At 71.6% G+C, this 26,176-nt stretch carries 19 protein-coding genes; 14 read left to right on the forward strand and 5 right to left on the reverse strand.

Going from position 1 to position 26,176, the window contains the following annotated elements:
• Window positions 1–5 precede the first annotated feature (5 nt).
• From ACZ3UD_RS04185 to ACZ3UD_RS04235, 11 genes are all read left to right on the forward strand, one after another.
• Complete coding sequence (locus tag ACZ3UD_RS04185) at window positions 6–1,679, forward strand: L-aspartate oxidase (RefSeq protein ID WP_465581967.1); 1,674 nt, start codon at window positions 6–8, stop codon at window positions 1,677–1,679.
• Between the two features lie 4 nt (window positions 1,680–1,683).
• Window positions 1,684–2,655: a carboxylating nicotinate-nucleotide diphosphorylase gene (gene nadC / locus ACZ3UD_RS04190; RefSeq protein WP_465581969.1), complete on the forward strand. Its 972-nt coding sequence runs from the start codon at window positions 1,684–1,686 to the stop codon at window positions 2,653–2,655.
• Window positions 2,656–2,713: 58 nt separating this feature from the next.
• Window positions 2,714–3,499: a type III pantothenate kinase gene (locus ACZ3UD_RS04195; protein WP_465581971.1), complete on the forward strand. Its 786-nt coding sequence runs from the start codon at window positions 2,714–2,716 to the stop codon at window positions 3,497–3,499.
• A gap of 279 nt (window positions 3,500–3,778) precedes the next feature.
• On the forward strand, window positions 3,779–4,519 hold the full coding sequence (locus tag ACZ3UD_RS04200; RefSeq protein WP_465581973.1) for a hypothetical protein: 741 nt from the start codon (window positions 3,779–3,781) through the stop codon (window positions 4,517–4,519).
• Between the two features lie 95 nt (window positions 4,520–4,614).
• Window positions 4,615–6,171 carry a bifunctional lysylphosphatidylglycerol synthetase/lysine--tRNA ligase LysX gene (gene lysX, locus ACZ3UD_RS04205; protein ID WP_465581975.1) on the forward strand — a complete coding sequence of 519 codons (1,557 nt, stop codon included), beginning with the start codon at window positions 4,615–4,617 and terminating at the stop codon, window positions 6,169–6,171.
• A 321-nt stretch (window positions 6,172–6,492) separates the two neighbouring features.
• On the forward strand, window positions 6,493–6,945 hold the full coding sequence (locus ACZ3UD_RS04210; RefSeq protein WP_465581977.1) for a BlaI/MecI/CopY family transcriptional regulator: 453 nt from the start codon (window positions 6,493–6,495) through the stop codon (window positions 6,943–6,945).
• A gap of 9 nt (window positions 6,946–6,954) precedes the next feature.
• Complete coding sequence (locus ACZ3UD_RS04215) at window positions 6,955–7,491, forward strand: amino-acid N-acetyltransferase (protein ID WP_387618514.1); 537 nt, start codon at window positions 6,955–6,957, stop codon at window positions 7,489–7,491.
• 91 nt (window positions 7,492–7,582) lie between these two features.
• A complete protein-coding gene (locus ACZ3UD_RS04220) occupies window positions 7,583–7,933 on the forward strand; it encodes a histone-like nucleoid-structuring protein Lsr2 (RefSeq protein ID WP_380608459.1) in 351 nt (116 codons plus the stop codon).
• A 652-nt stretch (window positions 7,934–8,585) separates the two neighbouring features.
• Window positions 8,586–11,105, forward strand: a complete 2,520-nt coding sequence (locus ACZ3UD_RS04225; protein ID WP_465581980.1) for an ATP-dependent Clp protease ATP-binding subunit — start codon at window positions 8,586–8,588, stop codon at window positions 11,103–11,105.
• 342 nt (window positions 11,106–11,447) lie between these two features.
• Window positions 11,448–13,802 (forward strand): immune inhibitor A domain-containing protein, encoded by a 2,355-nt coding sequence (locus ACZ3UD_RS04230; protein ID WP_465581982.1) that lies wholly within the window; start codon window positions 11,448–11,450, stop codon window positions 13,800–13,802.
• 362 nt (window positions 13,803–14,164) lie between these two features.
• Entirely contained in the window at window positions 14,165–15,058 is an 894-nt protein-coding gene (locus ACZ3UD_RS04235) for a M23 family metallopeptidase (RefSeq protein ID WP_465581984.1), read from the forward strand.
• Window positions 15,059–15,065: 7 nt separating this feature from the next.
• On the opposite strand, the gene ACZ3UD_RS04240 is transcribed toward ACZ3UD_RS04235, so the two are convergent.
• Window positions 15,066–15,707 (reverse strand): TetR/AcrR family transcriptional regulator, encoded by a 642-nt coding sequence (locus tag ACZ3UD_RS04240; RefSeq protein WP_465581986.1) that lies wholly within the window; start codon window positions 15,705–15,707, stop codon window positions 15,066–15,068.
• A gap of 222 nt (window positions 15,708–15,929) precedes the next feature.
• Here ACZ3UD_RS04240 and ACZ3UD_RS04245 point away from each other — a divergent pair, with 222 nt between their 5' ends.
• The gene (locus ACZ3UD_RS04245; RefSeq protein ID WP_465581988.1) at window positions 15,930–17,525 is read left to right on the forward strand and encodes an MDR family MFS transporter; all 1,596 of its coding nucleotides are present in this window, start codon (window positions 15,930–15,932) and stop codon (window positions 17,523–17,525) included.
• 99 nt (window positions 17,526–17,624) lie between these two features.
• Here the strand turns inward: ACZ3UD_RS04245 and ACZ3UD_RS04250 are convergent, their stop codons facing one another.
• Window positions 17,625–18,545 (reverse strand): HhH-GPD family protein, encoded by a 921-nt coding sequence (locus ACZ3UD_RS04250; RefSeq protein WP_465581990.1) that lies wholly within the window; start codon window positions 18,543–18,545, stop codon window positions 17,625–17,627.
• 191 nt (window positions 18,546–18,736) lie between these two features.
• Between ACZ3UD_RS04250 and ACZ3UD_RS04255 the strand changes: the two genes are divergently transcribed.
• The gene (locus tag ACZ3UD_RS04255; RefSeq protein ID WP_465581992.1) at window positions 18,737–19,624 is read left to right on the forward strand and encodes a hypothetical protein; all 888 of its coding nucleotides are present in this window, start codon (window positions 18,737–18,739) and stop codon (window positions 19,622–19,624) included.
• A 130-nt stretch (window positions 19,625–19,754) separates the two neighbouring features.
• Here the strand turns inward: ACZ3UD_RS04255 and disA are convergent, their stop codons facing one another.
• Both disA and radA read right to left on the reverse strand, forming a co-directional pair.
• Window positions 19,755–20,813 (reverse strand): DNA integrity scanning diadenylate cyclase DisA, encoded by a 1,059-nt coding sequence (disA, locus tag ACZ3UD_RS04260; RefSeq protein ID WP_270151163.1) that lies wholly within the window; start codon window positions 20,811–20,813, stop codon window positions 19,755–19,757.
• A 202-nt stretch (window positions 20,814–21,015) separates the two neighbouring features.
• Complete coding sequence (radA, locus tag ACZ3UD_RS04265) at window positions 21,016–22,527, reverse strand: DNA repair protein RadA (protein ID WP_465581994.1); 1,512 nt, start codon at window positions 22,525–22,527, stop codon at window positions 21,016–21,018.
• Between the two features lie 141 nt (window positions 22,528–22,668).
• Here radA and ACZ3UD_RS04270 point away from each other — a divergent pair, with 141 nt between their 5' ends.
• Complete coding sequence (locus ACZ3UD_RS04270) at window positions 22,669–24,585, forward strand: BACON domain-containing protein (RefSeq protein ID WP_465581996.1); 1,917 nt, start codon at window positions 22,669–22,671, stop codon at window positions 24,583–24,585.
• Window positions 24,586–24,818: 233 nt separating this feature from the next.
• On the opposite strand, the gene ACZ3UD_RS04275 is transcribed toward ACZ3UD_RS04270, so the two are convergent.
• On the reverse strand, window positions 24,819–26,153 hold the full coding sequence (locus tag ACZ3UD_RS04275; protein WP_465581998.1) for a DUF1254 domain-containing protein: 1,335 nt from the start codon (window positions 26,151–26,153) through the stop codon (window positions 24,819–24,821).
• Window positions 26,154–26,176 lie beyond the last annotated feature (23 nt).

The following is a 26,176-nucleotide window of genomic DNA, read 5'->3' on the forward strand; positions in this document are numbered from 1 at the left end:
GAGCCATGTCCGTCACGCATCGCCTCACCGCCCCGACCCCCGGGTGGACCACCACCACCGACGTGGTCGTGGTCGGCTCCGGGGTGGCCGGTCTCACCGTCGCCCTCAACGTCCGCAAGGCCGGCCTGCGGGCCCTGGTGGTCACCAAAGCCGTGCTGGACGAGGGCTCGACCCGCTGGGCCCAGGGCGGCGTCGCGGCCGCCCTGGGCGAGGGGGACACCCCCGAGCAGCACCTGGACGACACCCTGGTGGCCGGCGCCGGCGTCTGCGACGAGGAGGCCGTCCGCACCCTGGTCACCGAGGGCCCGGACGCCGTCCGCCGACTGATCTCCACCGGCGCCCTGTTCGACCGGGGCGAGGACGGCGAGATCCTGCTGACCCGCGAGGGCGGCCACCACCGCCGCCGGATCGTCCACGCGGGCGGGGACGCGACCGGCGCCGAGATATCGCGCGCCCTGGTCGCCGCCGTCCGCACCGACCCGGACATCGAGCTGATCGAGCACGCGCTCGTCCTCGACCTGCTGACCGACGCCGAGGGCCACGCCGCCGGGCTGACCCTGCACGTGATGGGCGAGGGCCAGCGCGACGGCGTCGGCGCCGTCCGGGCCCGCGCGGTGGTGCTCGCCACCGGCGGCATGGGCCAGGTCTTCTCCGCCACCACCAACCCGGCGGTCTCCACCGGCGACGGCGTGGCACTGGCCCTGCGGGCCGGCGCCGCCGTCACCGACCTGGAGTTCGTCCAGTTCCACCCCACCGTGCTCTGGCTCGGCCCGGAGGCCGAGGGCCAGCAGCCGCTGGTCTCCGAGGCCGTCCGCGGCGAGGGCGCCCACCTGGTGGACGCGGACGGCGTCCGCTTCATGGTCGGGCAGCACGAGCTGGCCGAGCTGGCCCCCCGCGACATCGTCGCCAAGGCCATCACCCGGCGCATGCAGGAACAGGGCGCCGAGCACATGTACCTGGACGGGCGGCACTTCGGCGCCGAGATGTGGGAGCACCGCTTCCCCACCATCCTCGCCTTCTGCCGCGCCAACGGCATCGACCCGGTCACCGAGCCGATCCCGATCGCCCCGGCCGCGCACTTCGCCTCCGGCGGCATCCGCACCGACCGGCACGGCCGCACCAGCGTCCCCGGCCTGTACGCCTGCGGCGAGGTCGCCTGCACCGGAGTGCACGGCGCCAACCGGCTGGCCTCCAACTCGCTGCTGGAGGGCCTGGTCTTCGCCGAGCGGATCGCCGCCGACCTGGCGGAGCTGCACGCGGCCGGCGAGCTGCCCGAGCGCACGGTGGACGTCGCCGCGGCGCGGGCCGCGCACCCGGTGCCGCTGCCGGGCTCCGAGGCCCGGGCCGAGATCCAGCGGCTGATGTCGCGGGGCGCGGGGATCCTGCGCTCGGCCGCCTCGATGGCCGACACCGCGGCCGGACTGGCCCTGCTCGCCGAGCAGGCCCACGCGCACATGGCCGAGGAGAAGCCGGCCGACCCCCGGGTGGAGACCTGGGAGGCCGCCAACCTGCTGCTGGTCGCCACCGCCCTGGTCGCGGCCGCCGCGCAGCGCGAGGAGACCCGCGGCTGCCACTGGCGCGAGGACTTCCCCGAGCGCGACGACGCCCACTGGCGGCGCCACCTGATCACCACCCTGACCGCCTCCGGCGACCCCGTCAGCACCCCTGAGGAGCAGTAGAACCATGACCCACTCCCACGAGGAACTCCCCCTGGCCGACCAGGCCGGCGGCTGCGGCGACGGCTGCGCCTGCGGGGACGGCGAGGGCTACGAGACCGGCCTGGACCCGCAGCTGGCCGAGCTGCTGGAGCAGGCCGGGCTGGACCCGATCGAGGTCGAGGACATCGCCACCCTGGCGCTGGCCGAGGACCTGGCCGGCGGCGAGGACGTCACCTCGGTGGCCACCGTGCCCGCCGACGCGGTCGCGACCGCCGACTTCACCGCCCGCCAGGCCGGTGTGGTGGCCGGTCTGCGGGTCGCCGAGGCGGTCGTCTCGCTGATCTGCGAGGAGGAGTTCGAGGTCGAGCGGCACGTCCAGGACGGCGACCGGGTCGAGGCCGGCCAGGTGCTGCTGTCGGTCCGCTCCCGTACCCGCGACCTGCTGACCGCCGAGCGCAGCGCGCTCAACCTGCTCTGCCACCTGTCCGGCATCGCCACCGCGACCCGGGCCTGGGTGGACGCCCTGGAGGGCACCGGCGCGGTGGTCCGGGACACCCGCAAGACCACCCCGGGCCTGCGCGCGCTGGAGAAGTTCGCGGTGCGCTGCGGCGGCGGCGCCAACCACCGGATGGCGCTCTCGGACGCCGCCCTGGTGAAGGACAACCACGTGGTCGCCGCCGGCGGCGTGGCCGAGGCCTTCCGGGCCGTCCGGGCCGCGTACCCGGAGCTGCCGGTCGAGGTCGAGGTGGACGCCCTGGAGCAGATCCCGCCGGTGCTGGAGGCCGGTGCGGACCTGATCCTGCTGGACAACTTCACCGTCGAGCAGCTGAAGGAGGCCGTCACGCTGGTGGCCGGCCGGGCGAAGCTGGAGGCCTCCGGCGGACTGACCCTGGCCAGCGCGCGCGAGGTCGCCCAGACTGGTGTCGACTACCTGGCCGTGGGCGCGCTGACCCACTCCTCGCCGATCCTGGACATCGGCCTGGACCTGCGCGCCTGACCGTCAGGTCGAGAGCAGCCCCTGCCCCGACCCTGTCCCGACTCGCAGAAAGCGCCCCATGCTCCTCACCATCGACGTCGGCAACACCCAGACCACACTCGGCCTGTTCGACGGCGAGGACGTGGTGGAACACTGGCGGATCTCCACCGATCCGCGCCGCACGGCCGATGAACTGGCGGTGCTGCTGCAGGGGTTGATGGGCAACCACACCGCGGCCCGGGAGGCCGCGGTGGAGGGCCTGGCGATCTGCTCCTCCGTTCCCGCCGTGCTCCACGAGCTCCGCGAGGTGACCCGCCGTTACTACGGCGACGTCCCCGCGGTGATCGTGGAGCCCGGCGTGAAGACCGGGGTGCACGTCCTGATGGACAACCCGAAGGAGGTCGGCGCGGACCGGATCGTCAACGCGCTGGCCGCCAACCACCTGTACGGCGGCCCGTGCATCGTGGTCGACTTCGGCACCGCGACCACCTTCGACGCCGTCAACGCCCGCGGCGACTACGTCGGCGGGGCGATCGCCCCCGGCATCGAGATCTCGGTCGAGGCGCTCGGCGTCCGGGGCGCCCAGCTGCGCAAGATCGAGCTGGCCCGCCCGCGCAACGTGATCGGCAAGAACACCGTCGAGGGCATGCAGTCCGGCATCCTCTACGGCTTCGCCGGGCAGGTCGACGGACTGGTCGAGCGGATGGCCCGGGAGCTGGCCAAGGACCCGGACGACGTCCAGGTGATCGCCACCGGCGGCCTCGCTCCCCTGGTCCTCGGCGAGGCCACCACCATCGACGTGCACGAGCCCTGGCTGACCCTGATCGGCCTGCGCCTGGTGTGGGAGCGCAACCGGACGAGCTGACCGCCGGTCAGGGCCCGGCGGGACGGACGGCGCACCCCCGGCAGCGGTGGGCTGTCCCGCAGCGCCGCTGCCAGCGCGGATCCGTCGCGGCCTTCTTCTCCTGGCCGTCCGGATTCATAGCGCCCGGTCCCCTCCCTCGTCCTCCCCCGACATCTGGATGACCTGGTTCACCCTTACGCGCGTTACAGCTCGGGCGAAAGGTTTTTTCAGCGGGCCGAACGTGGGGAATTCAGCGCGACGTTACCGACAAATCGGATATTCCTCACGTAGTGTCAACCCATGCCTACGCCACACGGATCGCGCGGCGGCATGGCCTTCAGCGCCGACGAAGTCCGCGTGCTGCGCCGAGCCCTCGCCCAAGCCCTGCACCCTGCCCTCTCCATCCACCGCCAGGGGCCCGACCGGACGGCGTTCGCCGGGCCGGGCGCCGAGCTCTGGGCGGAGGACGTCCAGGAGGCCCTGCGTCTGACCGAGGCGATCGACGAGGCCGTCCAGGAGGGCGGCCGACTGCGCGCCTTCCTGCTCGCCGACCTCGGCCGCTACCGCTCCGCCCTGCCCGGTAGCGCCCCCGGTTACTTGGAGCGCCTGGAGGAAGCCGTGACCGACGGCTACCTGCCCGGCCCCGAAGACCTCACCGCGCTGCGCGGGCTGACCCGCCAGCCCTGCGGCCAGGGCGAGCGGGCCCGCCGCTCCCGGCTGGCCGGGCGCTGCCACGCGCTGGCCGAGGCCGCGGTCCGCGAACGGCTCGCCCTCACCACCGGGCAGCCGCGCCACCTGGTGGCCGTACCGAACCCCGCCGCACCCCCGAGCAGTCACCCCACCCCTGTAGGAGGACGGACCACGATGAGCAGCACCGACTCCGGCTCGGAGCAGCCCGCCGCCGCGAAGAACCCGCCCCGCCCGCACCGGATGCCCACCCCGGCCGAGCTCTTCGGCCGCCGACCCAAGCCGCCGGCCCACCCCGCCCCACCGGCCGACGAGACCCCGGAGGAGATCGAACTCCGCACCGGCACCGGCTGAGCCCCCGCACTCCGAGGGGAGACCGTCCCGCCGACGGTCTCCCCTCACGCTTATCCGGTCGCGGAGCACGGTGTACGGCTGGCTACCCTTGTGGGGTGAGCGATCAGAGCGTTATTCCCGCGACCGACGACCTTCCCGAGCAGATGCGCGTCCGGCGCGAGAAGCTGGACCGGCTCCGCGACGCCGGCGTCGACCCGTACCCGGTCGGCTTCCCCCGCACCAGCACCATCGCGGACCTCCGAGCCAAGCACCCGGACCTGGAGCCCGACACCGCGACCGGCGAGCGCGCCGGCATCACCGGCCGGGTGATCCTCTCCCGCACCGGCGGCAAGCTCTGCTTCGCCACCCTGCGCGACGGCACCGGCGACCTCCAGGTGATGCTCTCCCTGGACAAGCTGGGCGCCGAGCGGCTGGCGGCCTGGAAGTCCGACATCGACCTCGGCGACCAGGTCGGCGTCGAGGGCGAGGTGATCACCTCCAAGCGCGGCGAGCTGTCGGTGATGGTGGACCGCTGGGAGCTCACCGCCAAGTGCCTGCGCCCGCTGCCGGACAAGCACAAGGGCCTGACCGACCCGGAGGCCCGGGTCCGCCAGCGCTACGTCGACCTGATCGTGAACCCCGAAGCCCGCGAGATCCTGCACCTGCGCAGCAAGGTCGTCCGCTCGATCCGCCGCACCTACGAGGACCGCGGCTACATCGAGGTCGAGACCCCGATGCTGCAGCCCGTGCACGGCGGCGCCAACGCCCGTCCGTTCAAGACCCACATCAACGCGTACGACATCGACCTCTACATGCGCATCGCGCCCGAGCTGTACCTCAAGCGGCTGGTGGTCGGCGGCGCCGAGAAGGTCTTCGAGATCAACCGCAACTTCCGCAACGAGGGCGCGGACTCCACCCACAACCCGGAGTTCACCTCGCTGGAGTCGTACGAGGCCTACGGCGACTACAACACCCAGGCCGAGCTGATCCGCGAGACGATCATCAACGCCGCCCGGGACGCCCTGGGCACCACGGTGATCAAGGGCCTGGACCCGCACGGCGTGGAGCACGAGATCGACCTGGCCGAGCCGTGGGAGGAGGTCAGCGTCTACCCGGGCATCTCCGCCCACCTGGGCGTCGAGGTCACCCCGGAGACCAGCGTCGAGGAGCTGCGCAAGCTGGCCTTCGACCACGACATCCCGTTCGAGAAGAGCTGGGGCCACGGCCAGATCGTGCTGGAGATGGTCGAGCGCCTGCTGGAGGAGAACGCCGTCCGGCCGACCTTCATCAAGGACTACCCGACCGAGGTCTCCCCGCTGACCCGCCAGCACCGCAGCGTCGCGGGCGTGGCCGAGAAGTGGGACCTGGTGATCTTCGGCACCGAGATCGGCACCGCCTACTCCGAGCTGATCGACCCGGTCGAGCAGCGCGCCCGCCTCACCGCGCAGTCCCTGCTGGCGGCCGGCGGCGACGTCGAGGCGATGCAGGTGGACGAGGACTTCCTGCGCGCCCTGGAGTACGCGATGCCCCCCACCGGTGGCCTCGGCCTCGGCGTGGACCGCCTGATCATGCTGCTGACCGGCAAGAACATCCGGGAGACCGTGCTCTTCCCGCTGGTGAAGCCGGAGCCCAGGGCTTCCGCCGCGACGGCGGAGAAGACCGAGGAGGAGTGACCTGATGGACTACGTCAGCGCGATCGTGCCGCCGCTGGTCATGGCGATCGGCTTCGGCTTCCTGGTGCGGGCCATCATCCGCAGCCAGGGCGGGGCCCAGAAGGCCAAGGAAGACATCGACTGAGCTCCCGGGGGGCCCGGCCCTTCCCGGGCCCTCGGGGGAGCGTCCCGGGGCCTTCCCCGCGAGCGAACCCGCGACTGACGCCGTCAGCCGCCCGAGAACGGCTACGCGCCGCCATTCCCGATTCCCGGGGGTGGCGGCGCGCCGGTTTGGCGCACTTCACAAGATTTGCCCCATTCACTCCCTATCCTGGCGGCACTATGGTCCGGCAACTCGGCGAACTTGAGAACGCCATCATGACCCGGGTGTGGCGGTGGAACCGACCGGTGACGGTTCGCGAGGTTCTCCTGGATCTGCAGTCGGAACGCGAAATCGCGTACACCACGGTGATGACCGTCCTGGACAAGCTGCACAGAAAGGGCTGGCTGCGCCGCGAGCGGGCCGGCCGGGCCTATCGATATGAGCCGGTCTCCTCGCGCGAGGCGTACACGGCGGCTCTGATGAACGACGCGTGGGCCACCAGCGACAATCCCGCGGCGGCCCTGGTGCACTTCTTCGGCCTGATGTCGCCCGAGCAGCGCGAGGCACTCAGGGACGCCTTGCGGGTGGCCGCTCTGTTCCCGTCCGATCCGCCCGCCGGGGATTCCGCGCAGGACGCACCGGATAGCACCGGACCGGATACCGGGGAGACCGCGCCGGGGGCGACGCGATAACGTCCCGCCATGGAGGTCACCATCCGCCGCGCGCGGACCACGGACGTACGGGCCGTACGCGGGCTCATCGACGCCTACTCGCGCGACGGCATTCTGCTGGACAAGCCCACTGTCACACTGTTCGAATCCGTGCAGGAGTTCTGGGTCGCGGAACGCGACGACAACGGCGCGGTGGTGGCCTGCGGCGCCCTGCACGTGATGTGGGAGGACCTCGCCGAGGTCCGTACGCTCGCGGTCGATCCGTCCTGCCGGGGCTTCGGGATCGGGCATCTGCTGCTGGAGAAGCTGGTGCAGACGGCCCGCTGGCTCGGCGTCCGTCGGATTTTCTGCTTGACGTTCGAGGTTCCGTTCTTCGCGAAACACGGTTTCGTCGAGATCGGGGAGCTCCAGGAAACCGATGATGGTACGACAGACCCGGCGGCGATCGCTACGGATGTCTATGAAGAACTCCTCCGCTCGTACGATGAAGGTGTCGCGGAGTTCCTTGACCTGGAGCGGGTCAAGCCCAACACGTTGGGCAACTCGCGCATGCTGCTGCACCTCTGAGCGGCTCCGTGCCGGTCAGGGGTTTGTGTTTTCCGGAGAAAGGCGCTTTCCTTTCCTTAGGCAATGGGTCGTTTAGCGGAAAGGGAAGCCCGTGGCACAGAGGGTGCAGGTCATTCTTGAAGACGATCTCGAGGGCGGTTCGGCGGACGAGACGGTGACGTTCGCGCTGGACGGCGTTGCCTACGAGATCGACCTGAAGAGCGCCAACGCGGACAAGCTGCGCGGTCTGCTGGCGCCCTACGTGGAGAAGGGGCGCAAGCAGAGCGGCCGTCTCGCCGGCGCCCGGCGTCCGGGCCGCGGCACCGCGGCGCGTCCGTCCGGCAGCGCTCCCGACACCGCGAAGATCCGCGCGTGGGCCAAGGAGCAGGGCATGGAAGTCAACGACCGCGGCCGGGTGCCGAGCACGGTCCGCGAGGCCTACGACAAGGCCAACGCGGCCTGACCCCGGCGCCGCCGGCCCACCGGAGCGGGTGCGGGGCCCCGGCGGCCGCGAACGGCGCCGACGACACACGCGCGGGGCGCGGAGGAGGCTCCTCCGCGCCCCGCGGCGCACGTCCGCACGGCCGCCGTGCCGCCGGCACCGGGGGCGTCCGGGGCTTCGGGCTCGGGCGGCGGAACAATCACAAGCTGTGCAACGCTGTAGAGGCGAAGCGGTAACGCGGACACCATCGGGACGGCGTACCGGACCTCCCGACCGCCGTTGAACCACCGTCACCGCGGCCGGACTTCTCGCCAGGCGAACACCGCCACCGCGGAAACTGCGCGAGAACCGCCCCGATACCGGGTATGAATGCAGGTGGCCGGGTTCTTCGACCCGTCCAGGGGCAGTAAGTGCGACCGGCCGTAGATGGTCCGGCTCCGCCCCGGCGGCTCTTGTTCGCCGATGGCGTAGCGGTTTCCGGTGCATCCGGCCCACCTGTGGGAACACCGATTCCCAGCATCAGGTTGGGATTGGTGTCGGCTGGTCGCGCTGCATCTCGCTCCTCTACCGGGGAGTGAATCCGTGGGCCGCGCCGCTGAGCGGGACTAGCATGCGGAAGGACAGGGCGGGGACGGACCCCGAACTGCCCGACCGCTCTGAGGAGCGATAAACGATGTTCGAGAGGTTCACCGACCGCGCGCGGCGGGTTGTCGTCCTGGCTCAGGAAGAAGCCCGGATGCTCAACCACAACTACATCGGCACCGAGCACATCCTCCTGGGTCTGATCCACGAGGGCGAGGGCGTCGCCGCCAAGGCCCTGGAGAGCCTCGGGATTTCTCTTGAGGCCGTACGCCAGCAGGTCGAGGAGATCATCGGCCAGGGCCAGCAGGCCCCGTCCGGTCACATTCCCTTCACCCCCCGGGCGAAGAAGGTCCTGGAGCTGTCGCTCCGGGAGGCCCTGCAGCTCGGCCACAACTACATCGGCACCGAGCACATCCTGCTCGGCCTGATCCGCGAGGGCGAGGGCGTCGCCGCCCAGGTCCTGGTGAAGCTGGGCGCCGACCTGAACCGGGTGCGCCAGCAGGTCATCCAGCTGCTGTCCGGTTACCAGACCAGCGGCGGCAAGGAGTCGGCCACGGCCGGCGGGCCCGCCGAGGGCACCCCGTCGACCTCGCTGGTCCTGGACCAGTTCGGCCGCAACCTCACCCAGGCCGCCCGCGAGGCCAAGCTCGACCCGGTCATCGGGCGCGAGAAGGAGATCGAGCGGGTCATGCAGGTGCTGTCCCGCCGCACCAAGAACAACCCGGTCCTGATCGGTGAGCCCGGCGTCGGCAAGACCGCCGTGGTCGAGGGCCTGGCGCAGGCGATCGTCAAGGGCGAGGTCCCGGAGACGCTCAAGGACAAGCAGCTCTACACGCTGGACCTGGGCGCCCTGGTGGCCGGCTCGCGCTACCGCGGTGACTTCGAGGAGCGCCTGAAGAAGGTGCTCAAGGAGATCCGCACCCGCGGCGACATCATCCTGTTCATCGACGAGCTGCACACCCTGGTCGGCGCGGGCGCCGCCGAGGGCGCCATCGACGCCGCCAGCATCCTCAAGCCGATGCTGGCCCGTGGCGAGCTGCAGACCATCGGTGCCACCACCCTGGACGAGTACCGCAAGCACCTGGAGAAGGACGCCGCGCTGGAGCGCCGCTTCCAGCCGATCCAGGTCGCGGAGCCCTCGCTGCCGCACACCATCGAGATCCTCAAGGGTCTGCGCGACCGCTACGAGGCCCACCACCGGGTCTCCATCACGGACGCCGCCCTGGTCGCCGCCGCCACCCTGGCCGACCGGTACATCTCGGACCGCTTCCTGCCGGACAAGGCGATCGACCTGATCGACGAGGCCGGCTCCCGGATGCGCATCCGCCGGATGACCGCGCCGCCGGACCTGCGCGAGTTCGACGAGAAGATCGCCGACGTGCGCCGCGAGAAGGAGAGCGCGATCGACGCGCAGGACTTCGAGAAGGCCGCGTCCCTGCGCGACGACGAGAAGCAGCTCCTGCAGGCCAAGGCCAAGCGCGAGAAGGAGTGGAAGGCCGGCGACATGGACGTCGTCGCGGAGGTCAACGAGGAGCTCATCGCCGAGGTCCTGGCCACCGCCACCGGCATCCCGGTCTTCAAGCTGACCGAGGAGGAGACGTCCCGCCTGCTGCGCATGGAGGACGAGCTGCACAAGCGCGTCATCGGCCAGAAGGACGCCATCAAGGCGCTCTCCCAGGCCATCCGGCGCACCCGTGCGGGCCTCAAGGACCCGAAGCGCCCCGGCGGTTCGTTCATCTTCGCCGGCCCGTCCGGCGTCGGTAAGACCGAGCTGTCCAAGACGCTCGCCGAGTTCCTCTTCGGCGACGAGGACGCGCTGATCGCGCTCGACATGTCCGAGTTCTCCGAGAAGCACACCGTCTCCCGGCTGTTCGGCTCCCCGCCCGGATACGTGGGCTACGAGGAGGGCGGCCAGCTGACCGAGAAGGTCCGCCGCAAGCCGTTCTCGGTCGTCCTCTTCGACGAGGTCGAGAAGGCCCACCCGGACATCTTCAACTCGCTGCTGCAGATCCTGGAGGACGGTCGACTGACCGACTCCCAGGGCCGCGTGGTCGACTTCAAGAACACCGTCATCATCATGACGACCAACCTCGGCACCCGGGACATCTCCAAGGGCTTCAACCTGGGCTTCGCGGCCACGGGTGACACCCAGACCGGGTACGAGCGGATGAAGGCGAAGGTCGGCGAGGAGCTCAAGCAGCACTTCCGCCCCGAGTTCCTGAACCGCGTCGACGACATCGTGGTGTTCCACCAGCTGTCCGAGGACGACATCATCCAGATCGTCGACCTGATGATCGCCAAGGTGGACGAGCGGCTCAAGGACAAGGACATGGGCCTGGAGCTCAGCGTCGAGGCCAAGAAGCTGCTGGCCAAGCGCGGCTACGACCCGATCCTGGGTGCCCGTCCGCTGCGCCGCACCATCCAGCGCGAGATCGAGGACCACCTCTCCGAGAAGATCCTCTTCGGCGAGCTGCGGGCCGGCCACATCGTCGTCGTCGGCGTCGAGGGCGAGGGCAAGGAGGCCAAGTTCACCTTCCGCGGCGAGGAGAAGTCGGCCGTCGCGGACACCCCGGCCGCGGTTGCCTCGTCCGGTCCGGACCTGACGAAGTAAGGCAACATTTAACAGACAACCTCACAGCACCGAGCCCCCGGCGTTCGCGCCGGGGGCTCGGTGCGTTCGGGGGCGGAGGGCCCCGTCGCCGCCCCGGGCCGGGGCGGGCGGCTCCCCGCCCGCTTGGTGCGGGTACGTCGCATTTCTCAGCAAGGTTTAACCGGCGCACGGTTGACACGCCGTCGACTGATGGGAAGTCGGTGAGCATAGCGCCGTGCCCATGTCAGGGTCAAGATCTATCTTTTCTGCCCCCGCTTCGGTCAAATGACGTCCACCTGTCTTTCATATTGGTTTACCGGGCCTTGGCCAAGAGTCGGCTCGGTCGGGGAGGACGTCACACCGTTGAAGACCACCAGGAGAACCGCTGCGGTCACCACTGCCGCAGCGGTCATAGTCACGCTCGGCGCGGGCCTGTTCCCGGGCACCGCTGTCGCCGCCGGCTCGGCGCCGGTGCCGAAGGACCCCGCTGACGCCGTCCAGTCCGTCAACACCGAGCACAACATCCCGGGTCCGCTGACCGCGAAGGTGGAGGCCGAGCAGAAGGCCGCCACCGAGCAGCTCCTCGACGGCACCGCCCAGGTCGAGCAGCACAACGGCAGCACCAGTGTGAAGCTCGGCAAGGACAAGTACGTCGAGCTCGCCCGCGAGCGCACGGACAAGATCTTCACCATCCTGGTCGACTTCGGCGACCAGGTGGACAACACCACCAAGACGCCCGACGGCAAGATCAAGTACGGCGGCGAGCCCGGCCCGAAGCACAACGAGATCGCGCAGCCGGACCGCGCCACCAACAACTCGACCGCCTGGCAGGCCGACTACAACCAGCAGCACTACCAGGACCTGTACTTCGCCAAGGACAAGCCCTCGCTGAAGACCTTCTACGAGAAGCAGTCCTCGGGCCGCTACTCGGTCGACGGCGTGGTCTCGGACTGGGTCCGGGTGCCGTGGAACGAGGCCCGGTACGGCTCGGACTACTGCGGTTCCAACGTCTGCCCCAGCGCCCAGGACCTGATCCGCGACGCCGTCGACATCTGGTACAAGGACCAGCTGGCGAAGGGTCAGACCAAGGAGCAGATCAACGCGACGCTGGCCTCCTACGACCAGTGGGACCGCTACGGCTCGCACCACGACGGGAACTTCAACCAGCCCGACGGGTACATCGACCACTTCCAGATCGTGCACGCCGGTGAGGACAAGTCGGCCGGTGGCGGCAAGCAGGGCAACAAGGCCCTGTGGGCGCACCGTTCGTACGTCTACGGCAACCTGAACGGCCAGGCCGGCCCCGACGGCAACAAGCTCGGCGGCGTCCAGGTCGGTGACTCCGGCTTCTGGATCGGCGACTACACGATGCAGCCGGAGAACGGCGGCCTCGGCGTCTTCGCCCACGAGTACGGCCACGACCTCGGTCTGCCGGACCTCTACGACACCGCGGGCAAGGGCATCGACAACTCGGTCGGCTTCTGGTCGCTGATGTCCTCCGGCTCCTGGCTCGGCGAGGGCAAGGACAGCATCGGCGACATGCCGGACGACCTGGACGCCTGGAGCAAGTACAAGCTCGGCTGGCTGAAGGCGGACCACGCCAAGGCCGGCACCGAGTCGACCCACCACATCGGCCCGGTCGAGTACAACAGCAACCTCCCGCAGGCGCTGATCGTCGACCTGCCGAAGAAGAGCATCACCACCGACATCAACAAGCCGTTCAGCGGCAGCACCGAGTGGTGGAGCGGCAGCGCCGACAACCTCAACGTCACGCTGACCCGGGACATCGACCTGACCGGCAAGACCAAGGCCAGCATCAACGCCAAGGCCTGGTACGAGCTGGAGCCGGACTTCGACTACGCCTTCGGCGAGGTCTCCGCCGACGGCGGCAAGACCTGGACCGTGGTGGACGGCACCTGGAACGGCGCCGCGCTGCCCAGGGAGAACGGCCGCCCGGCCCTCAGCGGCCTGACCGCCGCCTGGGGCGACCTGTCCTTCCCGCTGGACGCCTACGCCGGCAAGCAGATCAAGTTCCGCTACCACAACACCACCGACGGCGGCCTGCACTACCGCGGTCTGGCGGTGGACGACATCTCGGTGACCGCCGACGGCGCCACCGTCTTCAGCGACGACGTCGAGAAGGGTGACAACGGCTGGGTCGCCGACGGCTTCACCCACTTCGGCGGCTCGTACACCAAGGACTACGCGCAGTACTACATCGCGGAGAACCGGCAGTACGTGTCGTTCGACCAGACCCTGAAGACCGGCCCGTACAACTTCGGCTTCGGCGCCGCCAAGCCGAGCTGGGTCGAGCACTACGCGTACCAGCCCGGCCTGCTGATCTGGTACTGGGACGAGTCGCAGACCGACAACAACGTCAGCGCCCACCCGGGCCAGGGGCTGATCCTCCCGGTCGACTCGCACCCGGCCTCCCTGAAGTGGACCGACGGCACCCTGATGCGTCCGCGCATGCAGGGCTTCGACTCCACCTTCGGCTCGCGTCGCGTCCCGGCGCTGACGCTGCACAAGAACGGCGTCGAGACGGTCATTCCGAAGTCCAAGGGCGTCGACGAGTTCAACGACCTGAAGTCCTGGTGGTCGAAGGACAACCCGTACAGCGGTGTTGACGTCCCGAAGACCGGCACCAGCATCGAGGTCGAGAACGAGTCCGCGAACTACCTGGAGACCTGGATCCGGGTCCGCCCGGTCGACAACTGATCGTCCTGACGGTCAGGCCGTGATCACACGGCACTGAAGTCTCCACGTCCGGCCCGTCCCCGCAAGCGCGCGGGGGCGGGCCGGATTTCCTTTGCGCCGCCCTCCGGCGCTTCTGGCGCCGGTTCAAACCCCGGGGCCGGGTGGCACTGGCCACATCGCTCGGGTCCGGTACGACCGGCCCGATCTCGTGATCGTTACTCCGTCGGATTGAATCTCCGGAGCCGCGCTGACTACACGCCGTAGTACGTCACCGCGTTTGGGACTCCGCTCGGTGACGGTTAAAGCTGAGTGCTCCCCCGCTCAGCACGCGCCCGACCGGGCGCTTCGTGCTGCCCCCACACGACCGTGAGGTACGTCAGGCGATGTCCACCGTCCCGCCCGTGGGGCCGGCCCTGTGCCGGCTCGTCGCCCGTACGGCGGCCCAGGCGGCCGCCCGGCAGCCCCGGATCGGCCATGCCGTCCGCACCCGTGCCGCGCCACCGCTTCGCGCGCTCGCCACGCCCCGGCACGCCACCCTGCCCGGCAGCCGGCAGCGGGCCGAGCGCGACCACGCGGTGCTCTCCGCCGGGGCGACCGCGGTCCTGCTGGCGGGCGCGGTACTGCTGGCCGTACCGGGCAGCGCCTCGGCGCAGACCGTGCGGCCGACCACGCCGGGCAGCTCCGCCTTCACGGCTCCGCAGGCGGCGGTACCCAACCCGGGCCTGGTCCAGGTGGCCGGCCCCAGCCCGTACAAGCTGCCCGACGACGCCGCCTCGGCGCAGGCGTTCGTGGCGGTGGCGCCCAACCTGCTGCCGGCCGCGGCGCCCGCCGCCGCCCCGCAGCCGGAGCCCTCGCCGGCCCCCGCTCCCGACTGGTCGGCTCCGGTGCCGGACGCGCCGACCAGCAATCCGTACGGGGTGGCCGACTCCGAGTACGCCGCCGGGTACCACACCGGGGTGGACTTCGCGGTCGACCCGGGCACCCAGGTGCTGGCGGTCGGCGACGCGACCGTGGTCTCGGCCGGCTGGGACGGCGCATACGGCAAGGAGGTCGTGCTGCGGCTCGCCGACGGGCACTTCGCGCAGTACGCCCACCTGTCGGCGCTGTCGGTCTCGCCGGGCGACCACGTGCCGGCGGGCGAGCGGGTCGGGCTGTCCGGGAACACCGGCAACTCGACCGGGCCGCACCTGCACTTCGAGATCCGCACCAGCAACCGCTACGGTGCGGTGGTCGACCCGGTCGCCTATCTCTCCGAGCGCGGCGTCACGGCGTTCTGACCCGGAGTCAGCCGCCGGTCCGGGCGGGGTGGCTGATCCGGGAGCCGATCTCCAGCGCGACCGTGCGGGCGGCCTCCAGCGCCTCGTCCAGGTCGGCCACCGGCACCTTCTCGCCCCACACGTTCTCGGCGTGGCCGCAGTCCTTGCTGTCCTTGCTGTCCTGCTGGAGCAGGAACATCGACGAGTGGATGGTGAACAGCGTCATCGCGGCACGCAGCCGGTCCTGGAAGTTCGCCTCCGGCCCGTGCACCAGCTGCATCATGGTGATGATCCGCTCCCGGAAGGCCAGTCCGGCCGGGGACTCCCGCAGCGCGGGCTGGTTCTCGTGGAAGAAGCGCAGCAGCGGGGCCCGCTCGGCCATCCCGTCCGCGAAGCGGCGGATCAGCTCGTCGCGCGTCTCCGGGCTCCAGGTCTGCTTCCGGCCCCACTCGATGGTCTCGTCGATCGGCGCGGCCATCCGCTCGACGATGCCCAGGACGATGTCGTCCTTGGTCTTGAAGTGGTAGTAGAGCGCGGCCTTGGTGACGCCCAGGCGGTCGGCGATCTCGCGCAGTGAGGTCTGCTCGTAGCCCTGCTCGGAGAAGAGCTCCAGCGACACCTCGATGATGCGAGCCCGGGTGTCGCTGCGGGGGCTGTGCGGAGTGCCCATGGCCTGCCTCATGACTGCGTCGGTGACTGCTGCGGACCCCAGGGTGGCGTCCGCCCCGGGCCCATTCTCCCTGCCCAGATGGCCGCTCGGAAAACTGGCTTGACGACCGGCTAGGAAACAACTTACCGTACGGACGATCGATAAACTAGCCGGGCGACAAGTAAGTGAGTCGCCACACGGCGCGACGAACGTCCGAAACACCCCTCCGGGAGACCCCACCCCATGTCACAGTCCAAGACCGCCGGCCCGGCACCGGAGGACAAGACGACCGAGGAGGAGCAGCCGCGATCCCCCCGCGAGATCCGCCTCGTGATGGTCGGCTTGGTCGTCACGATGCTGCTGGCCATGCTCGACAACCTGATCGTCGGCACCGCGATGCCGACCATCGTCGGTGACCTCGGCGGCGCCGAGCACCTGTCCTGGGTGGTCACCGCCTACACCCTGGCCACCGCCGCCTCCACCCCGATCTGGGGCAAGCTCGGCGACCTCTACGGCCGCAAGGGCACCTTCCTCACCTCGATCGTGATCTTCCTGGTGGGCTCGGCGCTGTCCGGCCTGTCGCAGAACATGAACGAGCTGATCGGCTTCCGCGCCCTGCAGGGCCTCGGCGCCGGCGGTCTGATGGTCGGCGTCATGTCGATCATGGGCGCGCTCGTCCCGCCGCGCGACCGCGGCAAGTACCAGGGCATGTTCGCCGCGGTGATGGCCCTGGCCACCATCGGCGGCCCGCTGGTCGGCGGCTTCATCACCGACCACCTGAGCTGGCACTGGACCTTCTACATCAACCTGCCGCTCGGCGTGATAGCCCTCGCCGTCGTCATCGTCACCCTGAAGCTGCCGAAGGTCCGCAACAACGCCCGGATCGACTACCTCGGCGCGATCCTGCTCACCGTCGGCATCACCTCGCTCGTGCTGATCACCACCTGGGGCGGCCAGCAGTACGCCTGGGGCTCCAAGGAGATCCTCGGCCTGGCCGCGCTCTCCGCCGCCTCGCTGATCGCCTTCTGCTACGTCGAGCAGCGGGTCGACGAGCCGATGCTGCCGCTGAGCCTGTTCAAGAACCTGAACTTCACCCTGGTCTCGATCATCGGCTTCATCGTCGGCTTCGTGATGTTCGGCTCGACCGTCTTCCTGCCGCTCTACCAGCAGATCGTCCAGGGCGCCTCGGCGACCAACTCCGGCCTGCTGCTGATGCCGATGATGTTCGGCATGCTGGTCGTCTCGCTGGTGGTCGGTCAGGCCGTCACCAAGACCGGCAAGTACCGGATCTTCCCGATCATCGGCACCATCGTGATGACCGGCGGCATGGTCCTGCTCTCCACCATGGGCACCGAGACCAGCAGCTTCACCTCGGCCTGCTGGATGATCGTGCTCGGCGCCGGCATGGGCTTCCTGATGCAGATCACCATGCTGGTCGCGCAGAACAGCGTCGAACTCAAGGACATGGGCGTGGCCAGCTCCACCGCCACCCTGTTCCGCACCATCGGCGGTTCCTTCGGTGTCGCGCTGTTCGGCGCGCTGTTCAACAACCGGGTGGCCGACACCATGAAGGAGCAGCTGGCCGGCAAGCCGGTGCCGCCCGGCGGCATGAAGGACCCGGGTCAGACCAGCCCGGCCGAGCTGCGCAAGCTGCCGAACTACATCCAGGACGCCTACCACCACGCGGTGTCCAACGGCATGCACACCGTCTTCCTGTGGGGCGCCGGGGTGGCCGTGATCGCCATCGCCGCCGCGGTGTTCCTGCGCGAGGTGCCGCTGCGCGGTGCCGGCAAGGGCGAGGAGCCGGCCGAGTCCTCGCTGGAGGCGGCGGCCGTCTGACGGTCCCGCTTCGTACGGCGCCCCCGGGAGGTTCTCCTTCCGGGGGCGCCGTTCTGTCGCCTGCCGCTGTTCCCTACCGCTGTTCCCTGCCGCTGTTCCCTACTGCGGGAGCCGGTAGACGCCCTGTTCGACCGGCTCGACCAGGCCGTCCGCGACCAGGCCGTCCAGGGCCCGGGCCCGCTGCACGGCGTCCGGCCAGACGACGTCCAGGCGGGCCTGCGGGACCGAGCCGTGCGCCTCGCGCAGCACCGCGAGCAGCTTGCCGCGCACCTGGCGGTCCGTCCCCTCGTAGGACTGGCCGCGCCGGGCCGGGCCCTCGTACGCGGGGCGGCCGGCCCGTTGCCAGGCGCAGCCGGTGAACAGCGGGCAGTCCCCGCACTCCGGGCCGCGGGCGGTGCAGACCAGCGCGCCCAGCTCCATCACGCCGACCGCCCAGGTGGCGGCGGTCTCGGCGTCGTCGGGCAGCAGGGCGGTCGCGGTACGCCGCTCGGCGGCGGTGGTGGCCTGGGCCGGGTACTCGACGCCGGTCACCGCGCGGGCGAAGACCCGGCGGACGTTGGTGTCCAGCACCACGTGCCGCTGGCGGAAGGCGAAGGAGGCGACCGCGGCGGCGGTGTACTCCCCCACCCCGGGCAGCGAGAGCAGGGTGGCGTGGTCGTCCGGGACCTCGCCGCCGTGCTCCTCGGTGATCGCCACGGCGGCCGCGTGCAGCCGCAGCGCGCGGCGGGGGTAGCCCAGCCGGCCCCACATCCGGACCGCCTCGCCGGACGCCTCGGCGGCGAGGTCGGCCGGGGTGGGCCAGCGGGTCATCCAGGCCTGCCAGGCGGGCAGCACCCGCTTCACCGGGGTCTGCTGGAGCATGAACTCGCTCACCATGACCGCCCAGGGCGTCGCGTCGGGGGTCCGCCAGGGCAGGTCGCGCTTGCTGGCCTCGTACCAGTCGAGGACGGTCGAGTGCAGCAGCGGCAGGGGCATCGGCAGCCGGAGGGCGGGGACGGCGGCGGTGGTGTTGGAAGTCATGGCCCTTCGATCCTCCCATGCCGGGGAACGCGACCGAAGTGGAGCATTCGGCTCCGGATAGGCCGGAAATCGCCGGGGAAGCCGGTCCGATGGCTCCCTCGAACGGCTCAAACGGCGGATCATGTGAAGGAAGGGGCGACTGTGCGGTGTTGGTGGGGCGCTAGCCACACACAGTCTCGTAGAGTTTGATCGTGCCCTCTCTGCGTCAACCCGTGGGACCGCTGCCGGCCTCGATCTACTGGCGTCGGCGCATCGTCGTGCTCGCCGCCGTCGCGGCGGTCATCGCCCTGGTCGCCTGGCTGATGACCGATCAGGGCGGGGGCGGTGACGGCGGCTCACCGGGCAAGGCCGCACAGGCCGTACCGCCCCAGTCCCAGAGCCAGACCCCCGCGCAGGCGATCACGCCCGGCGCCTCGCCGAGCGGCCCCGCGGCACGCCCGGGCGGCGGCACCGGGGGAACCGGCGGCCCGGTCAGCGGCGGCGGCAGCGAGGTCGGCCTCAGCGGCGGCTCCGGCGGCGGCGCCAACCCGGCGCCGGCGGGCGGCTCCGGTGCCGCGGGTGGCTCCGGCGGGGCCAGCGGGTCCGGTGGCTCCGGAAACAGCGGGGCGTCCAGCGGGTCCGGCGGGTCGGGCGGCGGGGCTCCGGCGGTGAACACGCCCGAGGTGATGGCACTGCCGATCTGCACCTCTTCGCAGGTGGCCCTGGAACTGAGCCCAAGCCAGAACCCGTACCAGCCCAAGGACAAGCCGAAGCTGGCCCTGACGGTCAAGAACTCCGGCGCCAACTGCCGGGTGGACCTGGGCCGCACCACCTCCGTCATCACGGTCAGCGGCAACAACAACGACCGGGTCTGGTCCTCCGGAGACTGCCCGCCCGACAAGGGCAGCATCTGGGTGCAGATCCCGGCGAACAGCAACCAGACCGAGACCTTCACCTGGGACCGCAGCCGCAGCAAGCCGCAGTGCGCGACCACCGACCAGACGGCGCCGCCGAACGGGACCTACGTGGTGCTCGCGGAGCTCACCGGGCTCTCGGGGGACAAGGTGTCGGCGCGGACGTCGATCCGGCTGGACGGCTGAGGATCGGTCAACTCGGTTCGGAGCCCCGGTCGCAGGCGCGACCGGGGCTCCGGCGTTCCCGGGCCCCGGAAACGCGGAACGGCCCCAGGGGAAGCGTTTCTCCGGGGGCCGTTCGACGATTGCGCGCCGGTCAGACGTAGCGCTCCAGGATGGACGATTCGGCAAGGCGGGAAAGGCCCTCGCGGACCGAGCGGGCGCGGGTCTCGCCGACGCCCTCGACCGTCTGCAGATCGTCGATGCTGGCGGCGAGCAGCTTCTGCAGGCCGCCGAAGTGCTCGACCAGGCGCTCTATCACCGTGTTGGGCAGGCGCGGGATCTTCGCCAGCAGGCGGTAGCCGCGCGGGGAGACGGCGGCGTCCAGGGACTCCGGCGAACCGGAGTAGCCGAGCGCCTTGGCGACCGTCTGCAGGTCCAGCAGCTCGGCGTGGGTGAGCGCCTCCAGGTCGGCCAGCACCTCGGTGACCGTCCGGCCCTTCTTGGCGGCCCGCTCCGGGAAGTAGTCCCGGGCGACCAGTTCGCGCTCCGGCTCCACGCCCGCGATCAGCTCGTCCAGCTGGAGCGAGAGCAGCCGGCCGTCGATGCCGAGCTCCAGCACGTAGCCGGCGATCTCGGTGGCGATCAGCCGGACCATCTCCAGTCGCTGGGCCACGGCCGTGACGTCCCGGACCGTCACCAGGTCCTCGATCTCCAGCGCGGAGAGCGTGCCGGCCACCTCGTCCAGGCGCAGCTTGTAGCGCTCCAGGGTGGCCAGCGCCTGGTTGGCGCGGGACAGGACGGTGGTCGAGTCCTCCAGCACCCGGCGGGTGCCGTTGACGTACATCGCGATCAGCCGCATCGAGTGCGAGACCGCGACCACCGGATAGCCGGTCTGCCGGTTGACCCGCTCGGCGGTGCGGTGGCGGGTGCCGGTCTCATCGGTGGGGATGGTCGAGTCCGGCATCAGGTGTACGCCGGCCCGGACGATCTTGGTGATGTCCTTGTCGAGCACCACAGCACCGTCGAGCTTGCACAGCTCGCGCAGCCGGGTGGCGCTGAACTCGACGTCCAGGACGAAGCCGCCGGTGCACAGCGACTCGACGGTCTTGTCGAAACCCAGCACGATCAGGCCACCGGTGTTGGCCCGCAGGACCCGTTCCAGGCCGTCACGAAGTGCGGTACCGGGCGCGATGGCGGTGAGGGAGGCCCGCAGCAGGGCCTCCTCACGGGAGGCCTTGTCCGCCCCCCGGTCGCTGGCTGCCACGTGACTCCTCCGGTCGACCCCGTGCCGCGCGCCTCGCGCCGTGCGCCGGTCCGCGGTCTGTTGCTCTGTCGCTCAGTACCGCTTCGGTACTGCCTTCTGGCCAATGAGACTGGGGAAAGTCTAACTGCGTGCGGCTTCGGCAGGGCTTGGGTCAGCGCAGTTCGTCGGAGTCGAGCGGCTCCCAGCCGTCCATCAGCTCCTCCGGGTAGGCCGGGACCTTCGCCTCGCGGGGCGCCGGCGGGGCCGACGGGGCCTCACCACGCCCCTCGCCGCGCGGCTTGGCGGCGGCCCGGCGGCGGCCCGGGATGGCCCGCAGCGCCTCGCCGATGTCGGCCACCTCGACCACCTTCATGCCCGGCGGCACCTTGCCCGGGTCCGGCGGGACCAGGGCGTGGGTGAAGCCCAGCCGGTGCGCCTCGGCGAGCCGCCGCTGCACACCCGTCACCCGCCGCACCTCGCCCGCCAGGCCGACCTCGCCGATCGCCACCAGGTTGCTGGGCAGCGGGTTGTCCGTGGAGGAGCTGGCCACCGCGAGCGCGACCGCGAGGTCCGCGGACGGCTCGGTCAGCTTCACCCCGCCGACCGTCGCGGTGTAGATGTCCTGCTTGCCGAGCTTCACCCCGCCGTGCCGCTCGACCACGGCCAGGATCATCGCGATCCGGGGCGACTCCAGGCCCGAGGTCGTCCGGCGCGGGGACGGGATCTGCGAATCCACCATCAGCGCCTGCACCTCGGCCACCAGCGGGCGCTTGCCCTCCAGGGTGACGGTGAGGCAGGTGCCCGGGACGGGCTTGTCACGCCTGGTCAGGAAGAGGCCGGAGGGGTCGGCCAGGCCGACGATGCCCTCGTCGTGCAGCTCGAAGCAGCCCACCTCGTCGGTTGCGCCGTAGCGGTTCTTGACCCCGCGGATCAGTCGCAGCCGGGCGTGCCGGTCGCCCTCGAAGCTCAGCACCACGTCCACCAGGTGCTCCAGCAGGCGCGGGCCGGCGATCTGGCCGTCCTTGGTGACGTGGCCGACCAGCAGGGTCGCCATGCCGCGCTCCTTGGACGCCCGGATCAGCGCGTTCGCCACCTCGCGGACCTGGGCCGGGCCGCCGGGGGCACCGTCCAGCTCGGCCGAGGCGATGGTCTGCACCGAGTCCAGGATCAGCAGGCCGGGGTTGACCGCCTCGATGTGCCCGAGCACCGCGCCGAGGTCGGACTCGGCGGCGAGGTAGAGGTGCTCGGAGAGGGCGTTGATCCGGTCCGCCCGCAGCCGCACCTGACCGGCCGACTCCTCGCCGGTGAGGTAGAGCGTGCGGTGCTGGGCGGTGGCCGCCTTGGCCGCGACGTCCAGCAGCAGGGTGGACTTGCCGACGCCGGGCTCGCCGGCCAGCAGGACCACCGCGCCGGGGACCAGGCCGCCGCCGAGCACCCGGTCCAGCTCCGGCACACCCGTCGAGCGGGCCGTCGCGACCTGGCCGTCCACCTGGGCGATCGGACGGGCGGGCGCGCTGACCGGGCCCGCCGCCGTGGTGCGGATCGGCACCGCGCCGTACTCCTCGACCGTGCCCCAGGCGTTGCACTCCGGGCAGCGGCCGACCCACTTGGGCAGCTGGTTGCCGCACTCGGTGCAGCGGTAGGCCGGGCGCGGCTTGGCGGTGGTCTTGGAACGCGGAGGCATGCGGCCCACCGTAGCGCCTGGGTACGACAGCGCCGGTCCTCGCTGCGGGACCCACACAGATGGGCGATGTTGTTACCCGAAAGAAGTACATTCGCGGCGAATGGCGGGGCCGGGCGGTCCGGTGTCCCTACCGTCGGACGGGTGACAACGCGAACTGTTGGGGCCGGACCCGGGTCGCATGCCGCCGCCGTCCTCGCGGCGTACGACCGGCAGACGGACGGCCTGTTCACCTACTGCCTCTCGGTGCTGTGCGAGCACGACGCGGCCGCCGACGCCCTGCGCGAGGTCGGCGAACTGGCCCGGCGGCACGGCGGCCGACTGGCCGAACCCGGGCTGGTCCGGGCCTGGCTGTTCTCGCTCGCCCGCTACTGCTGCCTGCGGCGGCTGGCCGACGGGGCCGCCCGGGAGCCCGGGGCGGAGCCCGGCGAGGCCGAGGCCGCCCGGCGGCGCCGCGAGCTGGCCTCGCTCGCCTGGCCGGAGGCGGCCGGAACGAACCCGGAGCAGCGCGAGGCGCTGGAGCTGTCCGCCCGCCACCGGCTCACCCCGCTGGAGGTGGCGGCGGTGCTGGGCCTGCCGTTCGACCGGACCCGGGAGCTGCTCGCCGCCGCCGAGACCGAGGTCGCCCGGACCAGGGCGGCGCTGCTGGTGCTCGGGGTGGGCAGCTGCCCGGAACTGGACCGGCTCGGCGGGGCCGGGGCGGAGTCCTGGCGGGACTGGGTGCTCGGGCCGGCGCTGCGACGGGAGCTGGTGCAGCACGTGGTGGACTGCCCGACCTGCCGGGGTACGGCGGAGCGGGTGGCGGCCGGGGAGGCGGCGGAGGGCGCGGCGGGGTTGTCGGGGCTGTCGTTGCTGAGTGCGCCTGCTCCGGGTCCGTCGGTGTCCTCGGTGTCCTCGGCGTCCTCGGCGGACGGGGTGGGGTGCCTGCCGTCAGCGGGTGCGGCCGGTGCGGCGGGGCGGCGGGGCCCGGTGGTCGCCGAGCCCGGGCTGCGGTTCGACCACGGCGGCTTCCCCCGGCACCGGGCGCCGGACGCGGGCCGCGGCCGGGCGGTCCGGCGGCGGGTGGTGACCACCGGAGTGCTGGCGGCGGTGCTGGCGGCGCCGGTGGTCGCGCTCTGGGCCGGGCACCGGGGCGGCGGCGGGTCGGGGTCGGCGGCCTCGGTCTCGGCGGTCCGGGTGGACGAGGCCGTACGGGAGGCCGGGCAGCGGCCGCAGCCGTGGTCGGCGGGGGCGGCCGGCGGGGCGGGCGGGGCCGGGGGAGCGGGGATGCCGGGGCTGGAGCTGGCGGGCACGGGGGTGGGGCCCGGTGGTTCGGCCGGTTCAGGTTCGGGTGGTGCAGGTTCGGGTGATGCAGAAACGTTGCTGCCCGGTTTTCCGCGGCTCAGCTTCCAGGGCCCGCTGGTCCCGGTCCCGGGCCGGGGCGCGACTCCCCTCAGCAGCCCGGCCCTGGTCGCCGCCCCGGCCCCCTCGGTCGAACAGGCCGTCGCCCCGGGGACGGGACCGGCCGGCCCGGCCCCCGCCGGACTGCTCACCGTCGAGGCCGGCGAGTACGGCAGCCGCACGGTGCTCACCCTCACCAACTCCGGCACCACGGAGATCCGTTGGCACGCCGTGACGGACGCCGCCTGGCTCCGGCTCAGCCGCGACGCGGGGACGCTGGCGCCGGGGCAGCGGATCACCGTGATCGTCACCGTGGACGAGGACCTCGCGCCCACCACCCACTGGACCGCCCGGATCGCCCTACCGCCGTCCCAGGCGGTGGTCACCCTGGAAGGCGGCCCGCAGAACCGGGGCGGGTCGGCGTCCTCCTCGCCGGAGCCGCCGTCGACACCGAGCGGTACGGCGTCACCCACCGGCACCGCGACGGCCACGGCCACGGCCACGGCATCGGCGTCGCCGAGCCGGACGGGGGCACCCTCACCGTCGGGCTCCGGCTCTCCGACGACGCAGCCCTCGCGCCCCGGGCCGCCGACCGGCACGCCGACGCCCTCGGCGACCCCGACGGGCAGCGCCTCCCCGCACCCGACCGGCACGGCGACGGCTTCGCCGTCAGGGCCCTGACGGGGGCCGGCTCCGACTGCCTCGGCTTGCCCGGAGCGTAGGGCTTGCCAGGAGGAACCCCGGCGGGCAGCCGAGGTCGGCGAGACGGTTGAGCGGACTCGCGGGCGGAGGCGGGACGGGCGCGAAGGCGGCCGCACCGCCCGTCCCCGCGACGGTGACGGAGGGGAGCCGCTCCGGACGAAGGCCGAGGTGCCCCGATGAGCGTGCCGCCGACCTGCGGCCGGGGGCGCGGGTCAGGTGCGGTGGATCGGGGGGATCTGGTAGGTGCCGTCCAGGACGGTCGGTCCGGGTTGGTAGAGGCGGATGATCGGGCGGAACTCGCCGTGGGGGGTGGGGAGCCAGTTGGCGGCGGCCGTGGGGTCCTCGGGTTGGTCGTGTTGGAGGGTGAGGGTGAGGGAGCCGTCGTCGCCGTAGACCAGGCCGGGGGTTCGGTCGCCGATGGAGTAGCGGTCGATGGGGTTCTCGACCAGGTAGTAGTCGGGGACGGAGTACATGGTGACGGACCAGAAGGCCTCGGCGGGCGGGGGCTGGTCGAAGCGGAGGGTGTAGCTGTTGGCGCCGGTGAGCGGGCGGCCGTCGGAGTCGTCGTAGGTCGTCGCGTACGAGGCCTCGTAGGCGTGGTTGCCCCAGAGACCGGCGCGGGCGGCGGCGGCCCGGCTGAGGTAGGCGGCGCGGCGGTCGGGGATGCGCCACTCGGAGTCGTGGAGGGTGCCGGGGCCCAGGTGGTCGAGGTTGTAGTCGAAGAGGTGAAGCGCGGAGCGCCATTCACCGGGCGGGTGGTCCTCGGGCGGGCGGGTGGCGTCCTCGACCCGTTCGCGTCCGGCGGCCAGGCCCTTGGCGAGTGCGAGGGTCCAATCGGCGGCGGCCGCGCGGTAGGGCGAGGCGCCGTCGTCCAGCAGGCCGAGCGGGGCGAAGCGGCGCTGGTACTCGATGTCGGGGGTGGCGGGCGGGAAGGCCTGCATCCACACCCGCAAGCGTTCGAAGAAGGCCAGCCGCTCGGGGACGTCCGGGTCGGGCTCGGGCAGTCCGGCGACCAGGCCGCCGGGCTCCAGCGGTTCCAGGACCAGCCCGGCCTGCAGGGCCTTGACCCGGGGCAGGTCGCCCGGTCCGGCACAGGCGAAGCGGCCGACGACGGTGCCGACGGTGGTCGGCAGCTCGATCACCCGGCTCGGGTCGGGCGGGGTGCCGTGCCAGTCGGGCGGGACGATCAGCCAGGTCTGGGCGTCGGTGCCGGTGGCGCGGCGTCCGAGGTAGGCGACGTTGTCCGTCCAGGCGCCGATGAACTGGAGCACGTAGTAGGCGCCGGCGGTATCCGGGACGTGCAGGACCAACGGACCCTCGGAGAGGTCGAGTTGGGCGATCGAGTAGATCGTGTCGTTGTTGACCGAGACGAACTGGTCGCCCGGGCGGGCCAGCCGGGTCGCGTGGCTGAAGTGGTTGAACTGCTCCGCCGGGAGGGTGCCCAGCCCGCCCTTGGCGAAGCGCTCGACCATGGTGAGGGCGGCGACGAGCGGGTAGCCGTAGACGTAAGCGTCGGCGGCCAGGGCCTCCAGCTCGGGCTGGTTCATCGGTGGTCCTTCGTACGGTCGGT

The organism is Kitasatospora sp. NPDC023118, from assembly GCF_055560875.1.

Bases quoted from the DNA above. Each gene is read 5' to 3' on its own strand.
- ACZ3UD_RS04250 (WP_465581990.1), bottom strand. From the start codon at position 18,545: ATGACTTCCAACACCACCGCCGCCGTCCCCGCCCTCCGGCTGCCGATG.
- ACZ3UD_RS04215 (WP_387618514.1), top strand. From the start codon at position 6,955: ATGGAGGTCACCATCCGCCGCGCGCGGACCACGGACGTACGGGCCGTA.
- ACZ3UD_RS04225 (WP_465581980.1), top strand. From the start codon at position 8,586: ATGTTCGAGAGGTTCACCGACCGCGCGCGGCGGGTTGTCGTCCTGGCT.
- ACZ3UD_RS04210 (WP_465581977.1), top strand. From the start codon at position 6,493: ATGGTCCGGCAACTCGGCGAACTTGAGAACGCCATCATGACCCGGGTG.
- ACZ3UD_RS04240 (WP_465581986.1), bottom strand. From the start codon at position 15,707: ATGGGCACTCCGCACAGCCCCCGCAGCGACACCCGGGCTCGCATCATC.
- radA (WP_465581994.1), bottom strand. From the start codon at position 22,527: ATGCCTCCGCGTTCCAAGACCACCGCCAAGCCGCGCCCGGCCTACCGC.
- ACZ3UD_RS04185 (WP_465581967.1), top strand. From the start codon at position 6: ATGTCCGTCACGCATCGCCTCACCGCCCCGACCCCCGGGTGGACCACC.
- ACZ3UD_RS04245 (WP_465581988.1), top strand. From the start codon at position 15,930: ATGTCACAGTCCAAGACCGCCGGCCCGGCACCGGAGGACAAGACGACC.
- ACZ3UD_RS04275 (WP_465581998.1), bottom strand. From the start codon at position 26,153: ATGAACCAGCCCGAGCTGGAGGCCCTGGCCGCCGACGCTTACGTCTAC.
- ACZ3UD_RS04200 (WP_465581973.1), top strand. From the start codon at position 3,779: ATGCCTACGCCACACGGATCGCGCGGCGGCATGGCCTTCAGCGCCGAC.
- nadC (WP_465581969.1), top strand. From the start codon at position 1,684: ATGACCCACTCCCACGAGGAACTCCCCCTGGCCGACCAGGCCGGCGGC.
- ACZ3UD_RS04195 (WP_465581971.1), top strand. From the start codon at position 2,714: ATGCTCCTCACCATCGACGTCGGCAACACCCAGACCACACTCGGCCTG.
- ACZ3UD_RS04235 (WP_465581984.1), top strand. From the start codon at position 14,165: ATGTCCACCGTCCCGCCCGTGGGGCCGGCCCTGTGCCGGCTCGTCGCC.